Annotated in this window: 19 protein-coding genes and 1 tRNA gene; 7 read left to right on the top strand and 13 right to left on the bottom strand. The window is 63.4% G+C overall.

Features of this window, described 5'->3' with window-relative positions:
- The first annotated feature begins 51 nt into the window (after nucleotides 1-51).
- Nucleotides 52-534 (top strand): protein-export chaperone SecB, encoded by a 483-nt coding sequence (gene secB / locus AZF01_RS19255; protein ID WP_024707599.1) that lies wholly within the window; start codon nucleotides 52-54, stop codon nucleotides 532-534.
- Nucleotides 535-613: 79 nt separating this feature from the next.
- On the opposite strand, the gene AZF01_RS19250 is transcribed toward secB, so the two are convergent.
- Both AZF01_RS19250 and AZF01_RS19245 read right to left on the bottom strand, forming a co-directional pair.
- Nucleotides 614-1,906 carry an Hsp70 family protein gene (locus AZF01_RS19250; RefSeq protein WP_024707598.1) on the bottom strand — a complete coding sequence of 431 codons (1,293 nt, stop codon included), beginning with the start codon at nucleotides 1,904-1,906 and terminating at the stop codon, nucleotides 614-616.
- A gap of 140 nt (nucleotides 1,907-2,046) precedes the next feature.
- The gene (locus tag AZF01_RS19245; RefSeq protein WP_024707597.1) at nucleotides 2,047-3,000 is read right to left on the bottom strand and encodes a bifunctional enoyl-CoA hydratase/phosphate acetyltransferase; all 954 of its coding nucleotides are present in this window, start codon (nucleotides 2,998-3,000) and stop codon (nucleotides 2,047-2,049) included.
- Between the two features lie 423 nt (nucleotides 3,001-3,423).
- Here AZF01_RS19245 and AZF01_RS19240 point away from each other — a divergent pair, with 423 nt between their 5' ends.
- Both AZF01_RS19240 and AZF01_RS19235 read left to right on the top strand, forming a co-directional pair.
- Nucleotides 3,424-3,762, top strand: a complete 339-nt coding sequence (locus tag AZF01_RS19240) for an MliC family protein (RefSeq protein ID WP_024707596.1) — start codon at nucleotides 3,424-3,426, stop codon at nucleotides 3,760-3,762.
- A 6-nt stretch (nucleotides 3,763-3,768) separates the two neighbouring features.
- Complete coding sequence (locus tag AZF01_RS19235) at nucleotides 3,769-4,302, top strand: AAA family ATPase (protein WP_061449823.1); 534 nt, start codon at nucleotides 3,769-3,771, stop codon at nucleotides 4,300-4,302.
- On the opposite strand, the gene AZF01_RS19230 is transcribed toward AZF01_RS19235, so the two are convergent.
- A complete protein-coding gene (locus AZF01_RS19230; RefSeq protein ID WP_024708793.1) occupies nucleotides 4,296-4,691 on the bottom strand; it encodes a VOC family protein in 396 nt (131 codons plus the stop codon). The two genes, AZF01_RS19235 and AZF01_RS19230, sit on opposite strands and share 7 nt — an antisense overlap.
- 187 nt (nucleotides 4,692-4,878) lie before the next feature.
- Between AZF01_RS19230 and AZF01_RS19225 the strand changes: the two genes are divergently transcribed.
- The 4 genes from AZF01_RS19225 to AZF01_RS19210 all read left to right on the top strand — a co-directional run bounded on the left by AZF01_RS19225 (nucleotide 4,879) and on the right by AZF01_RS19210 (nucleotide 7,926).
- A complete protein-coding gene (locus AZF01_RS19225) occupies nucleotides 4,879-5,766 on the top strand; it encodes a DMT family transporter (RefSeq protein ID WP_082781112.1) in 888 nt (295 codons plus the stop codon).
- Nucleotides 5,767-5,878: 112 nt separating this feature from the next.
- Nucleotides 5,879-6,475 (top strand): GTP cyclohydrolase I FolE, encoded by a 597-nt coding sequence (gene folE, locus AZF01_RS19220; RefSeq protein ID WP_244435597.1) that lies wholly within the window; start codon nucleotides 5,879-5,881, stop codon nucleotides 6,473-6,475.
- Nucleotides 6,476-6,588: 113 nt separating this feature from the next.
- Nucleotides 6,589-6,664: transfer RNA gene (locus tag AZF01_RS19215), tRNA-Thr, on the top strand.
- A 305-nt stretch (nucleotides 6,665-6,969) separates the two neighbouring features.
- The gene (locus AZF01_RS19210) at nucleotides 6,970-7,926 is read left to right on the top strand and encodes an IS481 family transposase (protein WP_061449821.1); all 957 of its coding nucleotides are present in this window, start codon (nucleotides 6,970-6,972) and stop codon (nucleotides 7,924-7,926) included.
- 99 nt (nucleotides 7,927-8,025) lie between these two features.
- Here AZF01_RS19210 and AZF01_RS19205 read toward each other — a convergent pair whose 3' ends face one another.
- The 10 genes from AZF01_RS19205 to AZF01_RS19160 all read right to left on the bottom strand — a co-directional run bounded on the left by AZF01_RS19205 (nucleotide 8,026) and on the right by AZF01_RS19160 (nucleotide 18,961).
- Nucleotides 8,026-9,024 carry an ABC transporter ATP-binding protein gene (locus AZF01_RS19205; protein ID WP_024708650.1) on the bottom strand — a complete coding sequence of 333 codons (999 nt, stop codon included), beginning with the start codon at nucleotides 9,022-9,024 and terminating at the stop codon, nucleotides 8,026-8,028.
- Complete coding sequence (locus AZF01_RS19200; protein WP_024708651.1) at nucleotides 9,021-10,013, bottom strand: ABC transporter ATP-binding protein; 993 nt, start codon at nucleotides 10,011-10,013, stop codon at nucleotides 9,021-9,023. The genes AZF01_RS19205 and AZF01_RS19200 overlap by 4 nt, the downstream gene beginning before the upstream one ends.
- On the bottom strand, nucleotides 10,006-11,559 hold the full coding sequence (locus AZF01_RS19195; RefSeq protein WP_036237393.1) for a gamma-glutamyltransferase family protein: 1,554 nt from the start codon (nucleotides 11,557-11,559) through the stop codon (nucleotides 10,006-10,008). Before AZF01_RS19195 ends, AZF01_RS19200 begins: the two co-directional genes overlap by 8 nt.
- The gene (locus tag AZF01_RS19190; protein WP_024708653.1) at nucleotides 11,556-12,443 is read right to left on the bottom strand and encodes a polysaccharide deacetylase family protein; all 888 of its coding nucleotides are present in this window, start codon (nucleotides 12,441-12,443) and stop codon (nucleotides 11,556-11,558) included. Before AZF01_RS19190 ends, AZF01_RS19195 begins: the two co-directional genes overlap by 4 nt.
- Nucleotides 12,440-13,228, bottom strand: coding sequence for an SDR family NAD(P)-dependent oxidoreductase (locus tag AZF01_RS19185; protein ID WP_024708654.1), 789 nt, complete (start codon nucleotides 13,226-13,228; stop codon nucleotides 12,440-12,442). The genes AZF01_RS19190 and AZF01_RS19185 overlap by 4 nt, the downstream gene beginning before the upstream one ends.
- Before the next feature lie 6 nt (nucleotides 13,229-13,234).
- Complete coding sequence (locus tag AZF01_RS19180; RefSeq protein WP_024708655.1) at nucleotides 13,235-14,101, bottom strand: ABC transporter permease subunit; 867 nt, start codon at nucleotides 14,099-14,101, stop codon at nucleotides 13,235-13,237.
- Nucleotides 14,098-15,027, bottom strand: a complete 930-nt coding sequence (locus AZF01_RS19175) for an ABC transporter permease (protein ID WP_024708656.1) — start codon at nucleotides 15,025-15,027, stop codon at nucleotides 14,098-14,100. The genes AZF01_RS19180 and AZF01_RS19175 overlap by 4 nt, the downstream gene beginning before the upstream one ends.
- Nucleotides 15,028-15,036: 9 nt before the next feature.
- Nucleotides 15,037-16,533 carry an ABC transporter substrate-binding protein gene (locus tag AZF01_RS19170; RefSeq protein ID WP_024708657.1) on the bottom strand — a complete coding sequence of 499 codons (1,497 nt, stop codon included), beginning with the start codon at nucleotides 16,531-16,533 and terminating at the stop codon, nucleotides 15,037-15,039.
- 242 nt (nucleotides 16,534-16,775) lie between these two features.
- Complete coding sequence (locus AZF01_RS19165; protein ID WP_024708658.1) at nucleotides 16,776-17,603, bottom strand: FCD domain-containing protein; 828 nt, start codon at nucleotides 17,601-17,603, stop codon at nucleotides 16,776-16,778.
- Between the two features lie 200 nt (nucleotides 17,604-17,803).
- Nucleotides 17,804-18,961, bottom strand: coding sequence for an alanine racemase (locus AZF01_RS19160; RefSeq protein WP_024708659.1), 1,158 nt, complete (start codon nucleotides 18,959-18,961; stop codon nucleotides 17,804-17,806).
- Nucleotides 18,962-18,963 lie beyond the last annotated feature (2 nt).

Raw genomic sequence — 18,963 nt, 5'->3', positions numbered from 1 at the left:
CGCCCTAAATGCTAACTGGCAATCCAAATTGACCACTCGAAAGGACGCGAAATGGCAGAGGAAAACGGCGCTGAGAAGAAGCAGAGCCCGTCGCTCAGCATTCTGACGCAGTACATCAAGGATCTTTCCTTCGAAAATCCCGGCGCCCCGGCTTCGCTGCAGAAGCGCGAAGGCCAGCCGAACATCAACATCAGTGTCAATGTCAACGCCAATCCGCTCGGCGAGGACAATTACGATGTTCTCTTGTCGCTGAAGGCCGAGGCCAAGGCCAAAGACAAGACGCTGTTCCTGTGCGAGCTGGTCTATGGCGGCGTCTTCCGGGTGGCGAACTTCCCCAAGGAACACGTGCTGCCGATGCTGTTCATCGAATGCCCGCGCCTGCTCTTCCCTTTTGCCCGCCAGATCGTGGCGGACGCCACCCGCAATGGCGGCTATCCGCCGCTGCTGGTCGACCCGATCGACTTCGCGCAGATGTTCCAGAAGCGCATGGCCGAGGAACAGGCGCGCGCCAAGGTTCAGCAACCCGCCAACTGAGCGGACGGACAAGAGCTTCAGGAAAGACCCGGACTTTGCGCCGGGTTTTTCGTTGGGCGCAGGCGCGGCGAACGGGCGCTCATGCCGCCCACGGGAAATTCTCCTCCGTGCCGATCAGCGCCAGGCCGTGGGCGATGGACAGGAGCTCGCCGCCGGTTTCGATGCGGGATCTGTCGAAGCGGTTTTCGAAGATGGTCCTGACGGCCGGCACGAAGGAGGAGCCGCCGGTCAGGAACACCTTGTCGATCTCGGTTGCGGCGATGCCTGCCCCCGCGATCGCCTCGTCGAGCGCGTCCTCCATCTGCCGCAACTCGCCCGAGATCCAACCCTCGAAATCGGCCCGGCGCACGATGCGGCGGCTGTCGCGGCCGAGCGGCGCGAAGAAGAATTCCGCTACCTCGTTCTCCGAGAGCGCCCGTTTGGCGGCCGAGACCGCCTCATAGAGCGGATAGCCCTCGTCGTTCTCGATGAGCTCGATGAAGAGCTCGAGCGCGTCCGGGTCGCTTGCGTCCCGCACCAGGCTCTTCAGGTCGGCGAAATCGCGCGTGGTCTTGAAGATCGAGAGCTGGCTCCAGCGGCCGAAGCTCGCGTAATAGTTCGACGGCACGTCGAGGTTTTTGCCGAAGCTCCTGTAGGTCGTGCCCTTGCCGAGCATCGGGCTCACCACATTGTCGATGATGCGGTAGTCGAACATGTCGCCGGCCACGCCGACGCCGGAATGCGACAGCGGCTCGGCGGAAAGCCTGCCTGCGTTTTTCGAAAAACGGATGATCGAATAGTCGGTGGTGCCGCCGCCGAAATCGGCGACTAGAACATTGGCGTCCGTCTTCAGCCGGTTTGCGAAATACCAGGCCGCGGCGACCGGCTCCAGAACGAAGCGGATTTCCGGAAAGCCGAAGCGTGAGAGCGCGTCATTGTAGCGCTCGAGCGCAAGCGCCTCGTCGGCGCCGATGCCGGCAAAGCGCACCGGACGTCCGGCAACCACGCGGCTGACGGCGCCCGGCCAGCCGTCGCCCGCATAGACCATCAGTTTTTCAAGAAACACCGCCATCAGGTCCGGAAAGGAGTGTCGGCGGCCAAGCACGGCGGTTTCCGTAAATAGCGGACTTGCCGCATAGGTCTTGATCGACTGCAGGAAACGGCATTCGCCGGGGTGGTCGATCAGCGTGCGGATCGCCGCGGCGCCCGCTTCCGTGACAAGCGGCGCGCCGACGGCGGCTTTGCGGTCCTTCATGAAGGAGAGGCAGGTCCGCATCGTGTCGGTCGTGCCCGCCAGGCTATCGAAACTCAGCGAGCGGGTTTCGCCTTCACCTTCCGCGGGAAGCGCGATCACGGTATTGGTCGTGCCGAAGTCCAAGCCGAGCGCGGTCATGACGCCGTCCTTTGATCTGAGGGAATGTCTTGCGAAGGGCGGCGGTTATACGCCTTTGGGGCGTCATGGCAAGACGCGGACATGAAAAAGCCGCCGCGGCTTTCGCCGCGGCGGCTTGGGGGTCGTCGGTTCGTCGCTGCTCAGAGCGCCGGGAACCGGCCGTTGCGGCGGGCATCCGCCATCAGGGCCGCGATGGCGCAGGAGCCGATCCGGGCCTGCGCGCCGTCGGCGCGGCTCGTCAGGATGATCGGGATGCGGGCGCCGAGGATGATGCCCGAGGAGGTCGCGCCGCCGAGAAGCACCAGCTGCTTGGCCAGCATGTTTCCCGATTCCAGATCAGGCGTCAGCAGGATATCGGCATCGCCGGAGACGACGGAGGAAATGCCCTTGATCTTGGCGGCCTCGAGGCTGATCGCATTGTCGAAGGCTAGCGGTCCGTCAACGATGGCATTGGTGATCTGTCCGCGATCGGCCATCTTCGACAGGCAGGCGGCGTCTATGGTCGACTGGATCGCGGGATTGACGGTTTCAACGGCCGAAAGCACGGCGACCTTCGGCGTGATCTCGACATCGGAGATCGCGATCATCAGATCGATGGCGTTCTGGGCGATGTCGACCTTGGCGGCGAGGTCCGGCTTGATGTTCATCGCCGCGTCGGTGATGAAGAAGGGCTTGGGATATTCCGGATCAACCATGGCGAAGACGTGGGATATGCGCCGGCCGGTCCGCAGCCCGGCATCCTTCTTGATGACGGCGCCCATGTATTCATCCGTGTGCAGGCTGCCTTTCATCAGGGCCTCGGCCTCGCCCTTGCTGGCAAGGGCGACGGCCTGCGCGGCGGAGGCATGGCTGTGCGGCGTGTCGATCATCCTGTAGCCGGAAATGTCGATCTCGTTCTCATCGGCGATGGCCTTGATCTTGCTTTCCGGGCCGACGAGAATCGGCTCGATCAGGTTTTCATGCGCGGCCTCGACGGCGCCCAAGAGCGCGTCGCGGCTGCAGGGGTGCACAACGGCGGTCGCGATCGCCGGCTTCTGCGCGGCGCGCTCGATGAAATTCTTGTTGAAGCCTGCGACGTCGAATTTGTCGGCCATCGTGGAATACTCCTTGGGTGATCGGGTTATGCTCGGGAGGTTCGTGCTGAGAAGGGCTGAAGAGTGTTCATTGCGAACCCGCGCGTTCCCGCGTCCGCACGGCGTGCCGGGCAGACTGAGGCCTTTGGGAGGGCAAGGCTTTGGTCCGCTTCTTCTGCCATATCGGTCTCTTCCGGTTTCCGTCATGCGCAAGCCGGCCGGGTGGACTTCGGCAAAGCTGACGGTTATCGTGAACCCGCTTCTGCCCGGATGCCGCCGCAAGACGCCTACGACTTAAGGCTAAGTTTTTAGCGCGGCCTTGAGCAAGATCAATCTGGCATATTAGTCTGCCGCGGCTATCCCAAACGGCACCCCCAGCCGGTTGGGCGCTTCAAATCAAACCAATGATAGGGAAGGTTCATGTCGAGGAAAAGAAAAGTATTGATGTCCGTCATGTTTGCCGGGCTTATGGCCGGCGCGGCGCAGGCGCAGAGCGCGCTGTCGATCAAGGTGCCGGGCGGTCCGGACGCGATCGACACCGAGGCCGTGTACGATTGCGGCGGCTTCACGCTGAAGGCGCGTTACGTGACGAGCGGCGAGGTTTCGCTGGCGCGGCTCGAGTGGCCGGATCACCTGACCATCGCCGCCCAGGTGATTTCCGCTTCCGGCGCGCGCTATGCGGCCGGTCCCTATGTCTGGTGGACGAAGGGTGACGGGGCGACGCTCTATAACGTGATGAACGGCGAGAACGATCCGGGCATTGCCTGCGAAACCGCATCCTGAACGCCAATGGAACGGTTCTTCGCCATTTCCGGCTGTTCGGGCGGCGGCAAGTCGAGCCTGATCGAGGCGCTTGCCGCCCTGGGCTTTTCCGTGGTTCCCGAGCCCGGCCGCCGGATTGTGGCGGAGGAACAGGCCGGCGAGGGCAAGGCGCTGCCATGGGTGGACATGGCAGCCTTTGCCCGAAGGGCGGTCGCAATGGCCGCCGCCGACCACCGGGCAATGCACGATACAGCCGGGCCCGTTTTCTTCGATCGCGGCTTGGTTGATGCCGTGGCGGGCCTCGGCCATGCGACCGGAACAGTCGCTATCCCCGATATCGTCAGGAAGCTTCGCTACAACGAGACCGTTTTCATGGTCCCGCCATGGCCGGAAATCTATGTCAACGACGCCGAACGCCGCCACGGGCTGGAGGAGGGAATCGCCGAATATGAGCGATTGCTGGATTTCTACCCGAAACTCGGTTACCGCCCGGTGCTCCTGCCCAAGGCCGATATCGAGACCCGCACGCGCTTCATTCTGCAACAGATCGGCGCCTACTGAAAGCGGCCGCCGCGTTCGAGCACCTCGATCTTGTAGCCGTCGGGGTCCGTCACGAAGAAGAAGCGGGCAAAGGGCGCGCCCTCGCGCTTCATGGCGACCAGGCTGCCGACGGGAATGCCGAGTTCGGTCAGACGCCGATGTTCGGCCTCGATGTCTGCCACGCTGACGGCGAGATGGCCATAGCCATTGCCGAGATCATAGGCCTCGCTCTGGCCTGCATTGACCGTCAGTTCCAGTTCGAAACCGGTCTCGGCATTGGCGAGATAGATGAGCGTGAAGCCGTCAAACGGGAAACGGTCCACCACCTCAAGGCCGAACAGCCGGTGGTAGAAATCGATCGACCGGGTCTCATCCAGCACGCGGATCATCGAATGGATCATCTTGGCCATGGCGGCGGCTCCCTTGGTTTTGTCCTTCCATAGGTCATTTGCGATCGCCGGAAAAGGCCTGGAGGCATTTTCAGAAGGCGAACCGTTCTGCGCCTTCGATGGCTTGACCGCCCGAGGGACCGGGTCTATCGCCGGTGATTGAGCGCGCTGCCCGGAGCACCCCGGGCGCGCCGGGAAGGGGGAGAGCATGGCGTCACTGACCCGCACTTCGGGCATCGGCTTTGCCGTGGCGGCGGTCGCGACGCTGTCGGGCGTCGATGCGCTGGCGAAAAGCCTCGGGGCGGAGATGTCGAGCTTTCAGGTCACGTTCCTGCGCTACACGGTCTCGGCGCTGTTTCTTGGCCTGTTCGTTGCCGTTTTCGTGCGTCGCCGCCCCAAACCCGGTTTCATCGGCGACCACGCGCTCAAGGGGTTTCTGGCGGCCGCCACCGCCAGCCTGTTCTTCTACGGCATTGCCGGCATGCCGCTGGTCATGGCGCTCGCGCTGGCCATGACCGCGCCGATCTACATGGCTCTGCTTGGCGCGCTGGTCTTCGGCGAGCGGCCAGGGCGGGCGACCTATCTGGCGCTTCTGCTGGCGGTGTCGGGATCGGGGCTCATCGTTGCGGCGAGGGGCTCGGGGCTTGCCGGACCGCCGGTCTCGCTTGCCGCCATCGCAGCCGGGCTTGCCGCGCCGCTCGCCTATGCATTCACCGCGATCGCGATGAAGCGCTCGTCGGCCAATGACCATCCGATCACGCTGAGCATGATGCAGACAGCCTTTGCCGCGCTTTTCTCGGCGCCGATGGCGCTCTTGCTGTGGCAGGCGCCCGATCCGGCGCTTTCCTGGCAGATCGCCCTGATCGGGCTTTGCGGCGCGCTCGGCTTCATCTTCCTGGTCGCCGGGCTGAACCGCATGCCGGCCTCGCTTTATGCGGTGGTCGATTACTCCTCGCTTGTCTGGGCGGGGTTCTACGGTTTTGTCTTCTTCGACGAAATCCCCACATGGCCCACCCTCGCCGGCGGCGCGCTGATCGTGGCCGCCTGCGTGCTGTCTGCCGGGAGCCAGAGGAGCGCCCTGCCGGAAAGGTCTTGAACTTGACATCCGCCAGGGTCTAAAGCGGGTCCGGGAAAAGTGGAGACCGGTTTTCCGTCCGGACGCGCGGGAAAACAAAAGACAAGCGTGTTCGGCAAGCAAAGGGTGAAGCGTGAACGACATTCCGAGACATATCGATGATCAGCGGCGCGAGACGATCATGAAGGCCGTGAGCGAGATTCTGGCGGCGCTCGGCGAGGATCCGGCGCGCGAGGGCCTCAGAGACACGCCCTCGCGGGTGGCGAAAATGTACATGGACGTCTTTTCCGGCCTCCATGAAGATGCTTCGGAACACCTGAAGACGGTCTTCACCGAAGACGGACACAACGAGATCGTCATCGTCAGGGAGATCGCCTTTCACACCATGTGCGAGCATCACCTCCTGCCGTTCTTCGGAAGGGCGCATATCGCCTATCTGCCGGATGGCGGACGACTGACCGGCCTTTCCAAGCTCGCCCGCGTGGTCGAAACGCTTGCCCGCCGGCCGCAGCTTCAGGAGCGGTTGACCGACCAGATCGCCGACGCGATCGAAACCGTCCTCAGGCCGAAGGGCGTCATGGTGCTGGCAGAGGCGCGCCACATGTGCATGGAGATGCGCGGCATCAAGGCTCATGGCGCCAATACCGTCACGCTGGTTTCGCGCGGCGTCTTCAAGACCGATCCCGCACAGCGCGCCGAGACCCTTGCCCTTCTGCGCGGCCCCGTCTGACGAAGACCGCCCGTCCTGTATCTTTTTTTGCCGCGCTGCAGGCAAAGACGCTTGAAAAAACCGCCAAGAGCCTGTAACAGCCCCATGCATCGCAACGCGCCAGCCGCGTTCGGGCCGCTTTAGCTCAGTTGGTAGAGCACATCATTCGTAATGATGGGGTCACGTGTTCGAGTCACGTAAGCGGCACCACCATAAGTTCGTATCTTTGCATCAAAGTTTCGCTGCCGCTTTCGGCGCCTCGCCCTGGGACCTGAATTCCGCGGCGTTCCTTGCGCATCCATGTGGTTGCAGGAAGGACGAAGCGCCAAAGTGGTTGCAGGAAAGGTGGATACCGGTTTTCCATCCGCAAATGCGTAAAAACAAAGAGATAGAACGCCTGCGCGATTCAGAGAGAAGCGGAAGCGATCTAGATGTGGGCTTTCAGGAGGTTGTCCATTCGGAGCGTACCGAGGAGACTGGAGTTACCACGCTTCAGCACTCACCGGAGGCTCCGAATGAACATTCACAAGAATGCCCGACTGACCCCGCTGCGTCGAGAGGAGATGGCTGTTGCCGTTCTGTCTGGCGCGCTCACGAAAGCGCAGGCGGCTTTAGTCTATGCCGTTTCCCACAAGATCGTGTCTCGTTGGGTCGAGCGCTTCAGAAAGGGTGGACGCGCTGCAATGGCTGACCGGTCGTCGCGGCCCAGGAACAGTCCCCGGCAGACCGATGCCATCTTGTGCGAGCGCATTGCCGCCCTTCGTCGTCAGCGCCTGACCGGCAGGCACATCGCCATGGAGACAGGCGTGTCACCGGCCACCGTCAGCCGCGTTCTCAAGCGGGTCGGTTTGTCCCGGATGAAGGACATTGCTCCAGCCGAACCGGTCGTGCGTTACGAATATGACGAGCCGGGCGGCCTGATCCATCTCGACATCAAGCGCCTTGGCCGCTTTAATCGCGTCGGCCACCGCATCACAGGTGACAGGACCGGCCAGAGCAATTCACGCGGCATCGGCTGGGAATATGTGCATGTGTGTATCGACGATGCATCCCGGATCGCATTCACTGACATCTTGCCCAACGAGAAGGCTGAAAGCGCCGTCGCATTTCTCAAGGCGGCAGTCGCCTATTATCAAAGCCTCGGCATCACGGTGAAGCGGGTCATGACCGACAATGGCTCGTGCTACATTGCCGGGGATTTCGCGAAAGCCTGCAAGGCGCTCCATCTGAAACATATTCGTACCAAACCTTACACGCCAAAGACAAACGGCAAGGCCGAGCGCTTCATCCAGACAGCATTGCGCGAATGGGCCTATGCGCGCGCCTATCCATCCTCAGAGCACCGAAAACGGCATCTGCCGAACTGGAACCACATGTACAATTGGCACCGTCCGCATGGCGGCATAAAGTCAAAAACACCGATCAGTCGACTCGGCATGAACCGAGACAACCTCTTGAGGCTCCACATCTAGAGCGCCGTGCGTCCATTCGGACGCACAAAGGACGCTCTAAACTATTGAATCTACGCATCGTGCTTTCCGAAAATCGATTCCGATTTTCGGGCCGATGCGCTAGCGCAGGAAGCAGGCAAGTCGCCTGGCGCCCGCGTCGGTGTGACGGGCGGGCGGGCGGTCGTCCGCGCAGCGGCTTTCTGCAATGGGGCAGCGCGTGACGAAGGGACAGCCTTTCGGCGGATCGAGCGGGCTCGGCAGATCGCCTTCCAGAAGCTGAACGACCTTGTTGCGTTCGGCCACGGGGTCGGGCAACGGAATGGCGGCCAGGAGCGCCTGCGTGTAAGGGTGACGCGGGTCGGCAAAAAGCGTTGCCGCCGGTCCTTCCTCGACGATCGTGCCGAGATACATCACCACCACCCGGTCAGCGATATGGCGGACGACCGAGAGGTCGTGGGAGATGAAGATATAGGCAAGGCCCAACTCGCGCTGGAGCCGCATCAGGAGGTTCAGGATCTGCGACTGGATCGAGACGTCGAGGGCGGAGACCGCCTCGTCGCAGATGATCACGTCGGGCTTCAGCGCCAGCGCCCTTGCAATGACCACGCGCTGGCGCTGGCCGCCGGAAAGCTCGTTCGGGTAGCGGTCACGCTGGCCGGGATTGAGGCCGACCTGCTCCAGAAGCTCATCCACGCGCGCCCTGCGCTCGCGGGCGGGGACATTGTGGATGGCAAGCGGTTCGGCAATCGACTGGGCGATGGTGCGCTTGGGATCAAGGGCCGACACCGGATCCTGAAAGACGACCTGGAGATTGCGCCACATGGCGGCCCGCTCCATCGCATTCATCTCCGTCAGGTCGCGGCCGCGGAAGAAGATGCGGCCTTCGGTTGCCGGCTCCAGCCCCAGAATGGCGTTGCCGGTGGTCGACTTGCCGCATCCGGATTCCCCGACGATTGCCAGCGTCTCGCCTTCACAGACATGAAAAGACACGCCGTCGACGGCCTTCACCACCTGTTGCGGCTCCTTCGAGAACAGCGTCTTCCGGCCGGCAGGGAAGTGAACCTTCAGTTCCTCGACCCGAAGCAGAGGGGTGTGGCCGGTCTCGGTCTTCGCGCTCATATCAGTGTTCCGGTTTCTTCGTGACGCCAGCAGGCAACCTTGCGTCCGGTTTCGCCCTCGGAGGGGAAGGCGAGCGGCGGGGTCCGGGCGCAGATATCGGCCGCCAGCGGACAGCGGGTGCGAAAGCGGCAGCCCTGCGGAAAGGCGCTGATATCCGGTACGGTGCCGCTGATGGAAAAGAGCTCGCGCTTCGGTTCGTCGGTGATCTTCGGGATCGTGGTCAGCAGGAGTTTCGTATAAGGATGGCGGGGCCCGGCAAACAGCGTCTCGACATCGGCCTGCTCGACGATCCGGCCGCCATACATGACGCAGACCCGGTCGGCGACGGAAGCGACCACGCCCATGTCGTGCGTTATGATCAGGATCGAGGTTCCGGTTTCATCGCGCAGCCGCCGCATCAGCTGCAGGATCTGCGCCTGCACCGTGACATCGAGCGCGGTCGTCGGCTCGTCGGCAACCAGAAGGTCCGGGCGGGCGATGAGCGCCGAGGCGATCATCACGCGCTGGCACATGCCGCCCGAAAGGGAGGAGGGGAATTGCTTCGCGCGCTTTTCCGGTTCCGGAATGCCGACATCGGCGAGCATGGCGACGGCCTGCCGATAGGCGTCGCGCTCGCTGGCGCGGCCATGAACGACGAGGCTTTCGGCCACCTGCGCGCCGACGCTCATGAGGGGGTTGAGGGAGGCGACAGGCTCCTGGAAGATCATCGACACCGCCGTTCCGCGCAGCTTTCGCATCGCGATCTCATCAGCTGTATCGAGAGCGGCGGCGTTGAGGCGGATCGCACCGCCGGTCTGGGCGACGCGCCCGCCAAGCAGGCCTAGCAGCGAAAGCGCCGTCAGGCTCTTGCCGGACCCGGATTCGCCGACAAGCGCAACGATCTCGCCCTTGCCGATGTCGAGATCCACACCGTCGACCACGGAATAGGGGCCGACGGAGATTTCAAGGCCTGAGACTTCCAATGTGGGCGCTTTCCGGCTTTCAGCCATCCAGATCATCCTCCGCCACGGCCTTCGCCCACGGGTTGACCGGATGGACCATGCCGACATGCCCGTCTTCCCCCGCCATCACCGCGGACGGGATGGAGAAATTGACCGGGTGCAGGGTGTTGGTCACAAGGTTGACGGCAAAATCCTCGGCAATGGCGGCCGCGACATCGGCATCGGCCGCACGGTCGACGGCAATGGTCGGCGCGCTGGCGTCGATGCGCGGCGTGTGGAAGGCCGCGGAGAGATCCATGCCGCCATCAATCACATAGGAGAGGATTTGCGTCAGCGCCGGGAAGATCTGGCGCCCGCCGGCCGCGCCGATCGCCATCCACGGCCGACCCGCCTTGCGAACGATCACCGGCGCCATGTTGGCAAGCGGTTTCACATCCGGCGCGATGCGGTTGGGAACGCCGGGACGCGGATCGAACCACATCATGCCGTTGTTCATCAGCATGCCGCTTTCCGGCAGAACCACCTTGGAGCCGAATCGCGACAGCAGCGTGTTGGTAAGCGAGACCATGTTGCCGGCGGCGTCGACCACGGAGAGATGGCTGGTGCAGTCCTGACCTTCCCCGGCATGGCCCATATGCGTCAGCCGGTCGGCATAGGTGGCGCGGATGGCGCGGGCATAGGCCTTTGCCGCAGGGGCGCCGGGAATGGCGGAAACCGGCAGCGTGGTTTCGAGCCGTTTCAGCGTATCAAGAAGGCTCGGCCCGCCGCCAAGGCCGGAGGCGACGTTGACCTCGTGGCCCCGGTAGTCATGCGCCCTGGCCGCGATCCATTCAGGCCGGTAATCGGCAAGGTCTGCGGCATCGATCACCGAGCCGCCAGCATTGAGGTCGCGCACCAGGCCGGCGGCGATCTCGCCCTCGTAGAAGTCGCGCGCGCCGGCCTTGGCCAGTCGCTTCAGAAGCTTCGCCTTGGCGGGCATCGGCAGATAGGTTTCCGCGCCGTTCTTCGCCTTCAGCGCATGGCCGTCCTCATCGAGGAAGAGACGGGCGGTCTCTGGAAACATCGAAAGGCCGCGTTGATCGATGGCCAGGCAGAGCGAGGTAAACCAGTCGACCAGCATGCCGCGCTCGGCAATCGCGATGGCCGGCTGCAGGGCTTCGGCAAGGCCGAGCGTTCCGTGTTTTTCAAGCGCTTCGGCAAGTCCTGCGACCGAGCCCGGCACGCAGATCGAGGAATAGCCGATAATGTTGCGATCGTCCTTGACCGCGGGCCAGTCGAACCAGTCGCCGTCATTGCCGCCGATCAGCGGATACTGTTCCGGGGCCATGTTTCGGCTGGAGCGCACGTTGAAATCGAGCGCTTCGACGGGGCCGCCATCGGCATCGCTCCAGAGCAGAAATCCGCCGCCGCCGATGCCGCTCAGCCAGGGCTCGACAATCGAGAGAACGAAGGCGGCCGTGACCGCCGCATCCATGGCATTGCCGCCGGCAGCCAGCACCCTTGCCCCGGCTTCCGCCGCTTCGAAATGCTGGGCGGCGACAATGCCCTTGTCGCTCGCAACCGCCGGTTTCTTGATATTCCAGGTTTGCATCATGCGCCTTTCCAGGCCGGGTGGTCAAAAAGCGAGGCCGGGATTTCCGGCGAAACGGCACCGCGGCCCGCGCCATGGTCACGGTAGTGGGCCGCGATCTCCCCTGCCGTTGCGATCCAGATGTTCCTGTCCGCAAGCACGTCTTCCAGAAGCCGGTCGAGCATGGTGATGCGTGAACCCCGACCCGAGATCCAGTCATGCACGGTCAGCATGAACAGCGTCGAGAACCGGCGGCTGGCGGCGAGCTCCTCTTTCCATGCTTCGAGCATCTGGTTGGTGCCGAGCGGCGCGCGCGCGTCGCGTCCGTCGAGAAACTTGAAGAAGATGGCATCGTCCGTTGCCCAGTTGACCGGCACTTCCGTGACGCCGTCAACCGAATAGGGTGTGTCGAAGCCCATCAGCGAGCTGTCGTAAAAGCCGTGGCGCTTGACCTCGGCCAGCATATGCGGCGTCATTTCCCAGGCCGGCGAGCGGAAGCCGGCCGGTTTCCTGCCCGTCTGGCTTTCAAACAGCGCGATGGACGCCTCGAGAACGCGGGTGAATTCCTCATCGCGCGTTTCGTTGACGATCTCGTGGAAATAGCCGTGCAGGCCGATTTCATGACCGGCTTCCGTGAGCGCCGGCAACATCCACGGATTTTCCTCGGCGACTGCGGCCGGCACGAAGAAGCTTGCCTTCACTCCATGACGGGCGAGAAGATCGGCAATGCGGTGGATGCCGATACGCGGCCCGTAGCGGCGCTGCTCCAGATGCGAAAGCAGTTCCGGCACATCGTTGCGGTTGCTCCACATCCACGGCGCATGGGCATCGACGTCGATGGAAAAGCAAAAGGCCGATTGCCTGCCCTCCGGCCAGGGATAGGGTTCAGGAAGGGCGAGCGGGCTCATAGCGGCGACTTCTTGTCCTGCGTGACTGTCATCGTGCCGGCGGAATTGCCGCCGTCGATCGTCAGCGTCGAACCGGTGACATAGGACGAGGCATCCGAGGCCAGATAGAAGAGCCCCGGCGCGATATCCTCGATCGTGCTGGCGCGTCCCAGGGGTATGTTGGAGACGGTGTTCTTCACATGCGCGTCGGTGAGCGGGCTGGCGGTGCTGCCGGCGGCAAAGCCGGGCTCCAGCGCGTTGACGCGGATGCCGAATTCGGCGAGTTCCAGCGCAAAACCCTTGGTCATCCGGTCCAGCGCGGTCTTTGAGGTGCAGTAGGGCACGACCGTGCGGCGCATCTTGCGGGCAGCGCCCGAGGAAATGTTGATGATAGAGCCCTTGGCGCCCTTGTCGATCATCTGCCGGGCGAAGCCGCGCGTCAGGATGAAGGGAGCGCGCAGGTTGACGTCGAAGATGCGGTCCCATTCATCGGCGTCGATATCGAGCAGGAAGCCGCTCGGATAGACGCCGGCATTGTTGATCAGCACATCGGCATGGCCCCATTTTTCGCCGACGGCGGCAATCAGGGTTTCGAGTTCCTCTTTCGAGGTCAGTTCGGCAGCGCAGCCAAACGAGCCTTCCGTGCCAAGTTCGCGAGCAAGCGCATCGAGGGCGGCCTGGTCACGATCGGTGACGCAGACCTTCGCGCCGGCCTCGGCAAAGGCTTTGGCGATGCCGAGGCCAAAAACGCCGAGCGCGCCGGTGACGACGACGCCTTTTCCTGCAAACTGTTTCGCTGTTTCCATGATTTTCTACCGTGATTTCGGATTGAGATAGTCGCTGAGCGCGTCGCCGATCAGGTTGATCGACAGCACCAGGAGGAAGAGACAAATGCCGGGGAAGGTCGCGATCCACCAGGCATTGGAGACATAATTGCGCCCGACCGAGAGCATCGCGCCCCAGCTTGCCGTCGGCGGCTGCACGCCGAGGCCGAGGAAGGAGAGGCCGGCCTCAAACAGCACCATCAGCCCGAATTCCAGCGTGGCGACCACGGAAAGGGCGGCAACGATATTGGGCAGGACATGAAGGCCGAGCACCCGGATCCAGCTCGCCCCCATGGCGCGCGAAAGCCGGACATAGGGCATGTTGGCAACCGAGAGCGTCTGGCCATAGGCAACGCGCGCATAACGCGGCCAGCGGGTGAGACCCAGAACCAGAACGACATTGATGAAACCGGGACCGAGAACGGCGACAGTGATGATGGCGAGAAGAATGGCCGGGATCGACAGGAAGATGTCGACCAGACGCATGATCACGGTCTCGACCGTGCCGCGGAAATAGCCGGCGGCCATGCCGAGCAGCGTGCCGGTGATGCCCGAGAGCAGGACCGAGAGCACGGCGACGGACAGTGAAATCCGCGCGCCGTAAATGACGCGGCTCAGGAGGTCGCGGCCGAGTTCGTCTGAACCGAGCAGGAAAGTGGTGCCGCGGATCTCCGTGCCCGGCGGTTTCAGCCGTTCGAGCAGGTTCTGCTTGTTGGGGTCTACCGGGGCAAGCCATGGCGCGAAGATCGCCATTGCGACCAGACAGAGCACGATGATGACGAAAACGCCGACCGGGATCGATCGGCCTGAGGCCGGCGCGAAGAGGGCCTTGAAGAAGCGGGAAGACGATTTCAACGGGTCGCTCCGTCAAGTCTGATCCTCGGGTCGACGAGGCTGTAGAGCAGGTCGGCAAGGAAATTCATGGCGATCGTCACCACCGCGCCGAGCATGACGACCCCCTGGACGATGACGAAGTCGCGGGCGACGACCGACTGCACGGTCAAAAGCCCAAGCCCCGGCCAAGCGAACACCGTCTCGACAATCACCGCGCCGGCAAGCAGCTGCGAGATCTCGATTGCGGTGATCGAGATCACCGGAATTGCGGAATTTCTCAGAAGGTGGCGGACCACAAGCCGTTTGGTGCCGACGCCGCGCGCGCGGGCCGAGCGGATATAATCCTTCGACATTTCATCGATCACCGAGCTGCGCATGATCCGGGCGAAGGTCGCCATCGACAACAGCCCGAGTGCTATGGACGGCATGATCAGGTTGAGCCAGGACCCGGTGCCGGACGGCGGCAGCCAGCCGAGGAACACGCCGAAGAACATGATCATCAATATGCCGCTCCAGAAGGTCGGCAGGCTCTGGGCAGCCAGCACCACGCCCATCAGCGGGCTTGTCAGCCGCGAGCGGTTGCCGATGGCCAGCAACAGGCCGAGCGGCAGACCGAGGGCGAGGGCGACCAGAAGGGCGCCGCCGGCAAGCTGGAGCGTATAGGGCAGACGCGACAGGATGATGGTCGAGACCGGCACGTTCTGGACATAGGAGGTGCCGAGATCGAACCGGGCCATCTGCCAGAGGAAGTCGAGATATTGCACGACAAGCGGACGGTCGAGGCGCAGCGCATGGCGAAGCGCCTCGATATCCTGCTGCGTCGCCGTTTCCGGCACCAGAAGATAGGTCGGATCACCCGTCAGCCGCTGAATGAAGAAGATCAGCGTCATCACGCCGAAAAGCGTGATGAGGGATTGCCAGAGGCGACGCAGAAGGAAATAGCCCATGGAAAAAGCCTATTGCGACCAGCTCATGCGGTTCAAGAACATGCTCTCATTGGCCGTCGGCTGCCATTCCAGTGCATCGGCCGCACCGTAAAGGGCGGTCGCCTGATAGAGCGGCAGGATATAGGTGTTGTCCTTCACGATCTCGGCAACCCGGGCATAGTCTTCGAGCCGCTGGTCGCTGTCGACCGTGGTGCGGGCATTTTCCAGGAGAGCGTCAAGCTCGGGATCGTTGACGCGCGACCAGTTGGATGAGGAGTGCAGAAGCGGGAACGCAACGCCGTCGACATCCTGGCAGGCGCAGGACCAGCGGCCGAAATTGAGCTGCGGACGCTGTGCGGGGTCGGCGTTCTGGGCCTTCTTCAGGTAGGTCGCCATGTCGGTGAGTCCGATGTCGACGTTGAAGCCCGCCTCGTTCAGCATCTGCTGGATGGCCTGGACGATGCGCTGGTCGAAGACCGGCGAGGTGGCGAAGGTCATCGGAACCGCGGCTGCGTCGCCCTTGGCCGCGACGATTTCCGCCGCCTGTTCGGGATCGTAGGGGATCGGGTCGATACCGTCGACATAGCCGAAATGCGCCGAGGTCGCCATCTGGCCGACGACCTGTTCGCCGCCGCCGAGTAGGCCGAGCGCGATGCCTTCGCGGTCCACCGCCATGGCGGCAGCGCGACGCAGTTCCGGATCGTCGAGCGGCGGCACCAGCGTGTTCATGCCCATGAAGGCGACCCGTTCGGTCGGGGCTGTCAGCACCTTCACCTTTGCCGCGCTCTCAAGTTGCATGGCCTGGTCGCTGTCGATGGAGACAATAAGGTCGGCCGTGCCGGCGCGCAGATTGGCAACGCGGGTGGAGGCATCGGGAACGGCCATGAACTCGACAGTTTCGAATTCGCCCTGGTCGCCCCAGTAATCGTCATTCTTGTCGAGCGTGACGGAAACGCCGCGGTCCCAGGTCTCGAACTTGTAGGGGCCGGAGCCGATCGGATTGGCGTTGAAGTCCTGCTCGCTCACGGTAGCGAGGACATGTTCGGGCACGACCGAGAGCTTGACGAGCTGGGCGAGAAGGACCGGATAGGGGCCATCTGTGGTCAGCACGACCTTGTTGTCAGCCGTCTTCCGCGCATCGATGATCGCGGCAAACTGGCCGAGCTGCGGGCTCGCGAGCTCGGGGTCGGTGATGCGCTTGACGGAATAGACCACGTCGTCGGCGGTCAGCGCCTCGCCGTCATGGAAGGTGATGCCATCGCGGATGGTGAGCTCCAGTTCGGTGTCCGACAGCCAGTTCCATTGCGTGGCGACCTGTGGCGCAATCTCGCCGTCATTGTCGCGGGTGACGATGTTGTCGAAGATATTGCGGTAGACGTAATAGCTGTCCGGGTTCCACTGCATGTGGGGATCGAGCGTCGACGGCTCGTTGACGAGGTCAACCACGAGCTGGTCTTTGGCGTGCGCAATGCCGGCGCTCAGCGCGGCTGCGACGGCGGCAATGGCTACAGTCGTTCTGATAGACAAGATCTGACTCCGTGTTTTTTCAAAAGGCGTCCAAGTGTTCGGGATCGATGATGACGATGGCCTGCGGCCTCGGCCGGCCACCAAAACGGCAATCGAAGCGCTGCCGCAAAGACTGTTCCGACCGGCTCATGCGGTTGGGCGGCACGCTTTTGTCCGAGGTCGTCTGCAGCGCTGGAGATGATGGCGGCCTGCTCGAGCCGCGACAGAGCGGGCGCGGTGCGGCGCCATGCCGGATACATAGGTCATGAACTGTTCCCCTTGCTGACGGTCCAGCCGCGGGAGGCCGCGCGGTCTGTACCTTGTTTGAGAGAACCGTCATATTGTTTTTGTGTCGACGTTTTCTCCCGAGGTTTGGTGCCTCCGTCCAGTGCCAGTTCGCTCCGGTTGTTCAAGAGCGCGTTGCCGGCAAAGGTTCTGAACCGGTCGATCGCCTCATCGAGAAGCGTGCGGACCTCATCTGTGCGGCCGGCATCGAGGGCGCGGGCAATGGCCGCGGCCTTCAGCGGCGGCATCGGCGTTGCGCCCTCGCTCTCGAAGAAGCGGACGATCCGGTCCGAGTGGTCCCAGAGCCGTTCCACGAAGCCGGCGACGAAAGGATTGAGCCCGGAGGCGAGCTCGGTGCGGAAACGCCGTTCGTAGCCGCTGCGCGTGCTGCGCGCCGCATCCTCCGCGGCAGCGCCCGCCGCCTCGATCATTCCGGCAAGCTCGAACAGGCGCGCATTTTTTTCGCGGTCGACCGCAAGCGTCGCCAGCGTCGGCTCGGCCATGCGGCGGGCGTCGACAACCTGTCCCACAAGCGCGCCGCTCATCGGCAGCACCCGCCAGCCCTCGCGCGGGATCGGCAGCATGAAACCGAGCGTGGAAAGCTTCGCCAGGGCCACACGGGTTGCCGCCCGGCCAAGGCCGAAGCGTGTCGCAAGCGTTGCCTCGGCGATCATCAGCCCCGGCTCAAGCTCGCACCATAGAATGGCCTGCATCAGCCTTTCTTCGGCGAAGGCCGCCTTCTGCACGGGCTTCAGCGCTTCGGGCTTTCGGGTCCCGGGTGAAAACGGGGAATTATCGTCATACATGCGCGCGATCTCCTGCCGAAAACATGTTTGAATCCTATTCTGGAAATGTCAAATGTTATGTAATGAAATCTTAAAGCGCGGGCAGCGCCGCCGCCAAGCGCACTGCCGCCCGGAAACGGGCGCAGGCCGGGGCGTTCGCGCCGGCATGGTGACCGGCCCGCTGCACGACACGCCGTATCCGGCGCGTGACCTTCGGAATATCAGGAGGCGATCGCCGCCCCGCGTCTGGCATCGACAGCAAGCGACGCCGCCGCGCCGCCTTCGAGCAAGAGCAGGCGCGGCGCGAGATTGACGACGACGCAGGCGTGGTTGGGATAGATCAGCAGGCGCTGGCCGATTTCAAGGTCGCTGCCCTTGCGCGCGACCATGCCGTGCTCCTCCGACAGCTTTTCGACGGCAAGCGGCCGGTCGAGATCCGCGCTCCATGCCTCGCCGAAGCCTGTGCCAGAGCCGGTGCTGTGCGCGCCGAGATCGGAGCTCAGCGTCTTCGAGCCCGCGTCGACGATGTAGTAATCGCGGTTCTTCGAGATGATCGTCGCGGATACGGCGAGCGACAGGCTGTCGCGCCCGACAATGCCGAGGCGGACGGCGGTCATGTCGAAGAAGACATAATTGCCCGGCCGGATTTCATCGATGCCGTCAAAACCGTCATTGGCGATGAGGGACGGCGTGCTGCCGACCGAAATCAGCGGCACTGCGATGCCGCTGCGCCGGAGCCTTTCCTTGAGGTCGAGAAGAATGCGCCGCTCCGTGGCGGCCACGGCACGAACGCCATCCGCGTTACCGGCGCCATAGGCCTGGCCGGCATGGGAAAGCAGCCCGCAGAACCTCAGCCTGGACGCGTCAAGCTTCTGCGCCAGGGCGACGCCGGTTTCGGCCAGCGGATCGACGCCGCAGCGATGCAGACCCACATCGACCTTGATGAAGACGTCGGTCGTTCGTCCCGCTGTTTCTGCGCCGCGCTCCAGAGCCGCGAGGCCCGTCATGCTGTCGGCGATAAAGCGGACCCGGACGCTGTGTTCGTTAGCAAGTGTGAGAAGGCGCGATACCGGTTCCGGGCGGACCAGCGGATAGGCGAGCGTGACCGGAGAGAAACCGGCACGGATGAACACGGCCGCTTCGCCCGGATGCGAGGCCGTCACGCCGCTGGCGCCGGCATCGCGCTGCATGCCGGCAATGGCGAGCGATTTATGGGTCTTGATGTGCGGATGAAGCGCGACGCCGCCGTCTGCGGCAATCGCCTGCATGCGCGCGATATTGGCTTTCAGGCGCGCCGCGTCGACAACGACCGAGGGCGTTTCGAGCCGTTCCATGCCTTCAAATGCCGGACGGGCGGCGGTTTCCGCAGTGATGCTCATAA

The sequence above is a fragment of the Martelella sp. AD-3 genome, assembly GCF_001578105.1.
Lineage (GTDB): Bacteria > Pseudomonadota > Alphaproteobacteria > Rhizobiales > Rhizobiaceae > Martelella.
The sequence above is the reverse complement of the archived record's forward strand: the minus strand, read 5'-3'. Positions and strand labels throughout refer to the sequence as shown.

Coding starts and splice junctions, on each gene's coding strand:
- AZF01_RS19200 (WP_024708651.1), bottom strand. CDS start 10,013: ATGGCTGAAAGCCGGAAAGCGCCCACATTGGAAGTCTCAGGCCTTGAA.
- AZF01_RS19210 (WP_061449821.1), top strand. CDS start 6,970: ATGAACATTCACAAGAATGCCCGACTGACCCCGCTGCGTCGAGAGGAG.
- AZF01_RS19195 (WP_036237393.1), bottom strand. CDS start 11,559: ATGATGCAAACCTGGAATATCAAGAAACCGGCGGTTGCGAGCGACAAG.
- AZF01_RS19235 (WP_061449823.1), top strand. CDS start 3,769: ATGGAACGGTTCTTCGCCATTTCCGGCTGTTCGGGCGGCGGCAAGTCG.
- AZF01_RS19175 (WP_024708656.1), bottom strand. CDS start 15,027: ATGGGCTATTTCCTTCTGCGTCGCCTCTGGCAATCCCTCATCACGCTT.
- AZF01_RS19245 (WP_024707597.1), bottom strand. CDS start 3,000: ATGGCCGACAAATTCGACGTCGCAGGCTTCAACAAGAATTTCATCGAG.
- AZF01_RS19205 (WP_024708650.1), bottom strand. CDS start 9,024: ATGAGCGCGAAGACCGAGACCGGCCACACCCCTCTGCTTCGGGTCGAG.
- AZF01_RS19190 (WP_024708653.1), bottom strand. CDS start 12,443: ATGAGCCCGCTCGCCCTTCCTGAACCCTATCCCTGGCCGGAGGGCAGG.
- secB (WP_024707599.1), top strand. CDS start 52: ATGGCAGAGGAAAACGGCGCTGAGAAGAAGCAGAGCCCGTCGCTCAGC.
- AZF01_RS19250 (WP_024707598.1), bottom strand. CDS start 1,906: ATGACCGCGCTCGGCTTGGACTTCGGCACGACCAATACCGTGATCGCG.
- AZF01_RS19230 (WP_024708793.1), bottom strand. CDS start 4,691: ATGGCCAAGATGATCCATTCGATGATCCGCGTGCTGGATGAGACCCGG.
- AZF01_RS19165 (WP_024708658.1), bottom strand. CDS start 17,603: ATGTATGACGATAATTCCCCGTTTTCACCCGGGACCCGAAAGCCCGAA.
- AZF01_RS19160 (WP_024708659.1), bottom strand. CDS start 18,961: ATGAGCATCACTGCGGAAACCGCCGCCCGTCCGGCATTTGAAGGCATG.
- AZF01_RS19240 (WP_024707596.1), top strand. CDS start 3,424: ATGTCCGTCATGTTTGCCGGGCTTATGGCCGGCGCGGCGCAGGCGCAG.
- AZF01_RS19225 (WP_082781112.1), top strand. CDS start 4,879: ATGGCGTCACTGACCCGCACTTCGGGCATCGGCTTTGCCGTGGCGGCG.
- AZF01_RS19185 (WP_024708654.1), bottom strand. CDS start 13,228: ATGGAAACAGCGAAACAGTTTGCAGGAAAAGGCGTCGTCGTCACCGGC.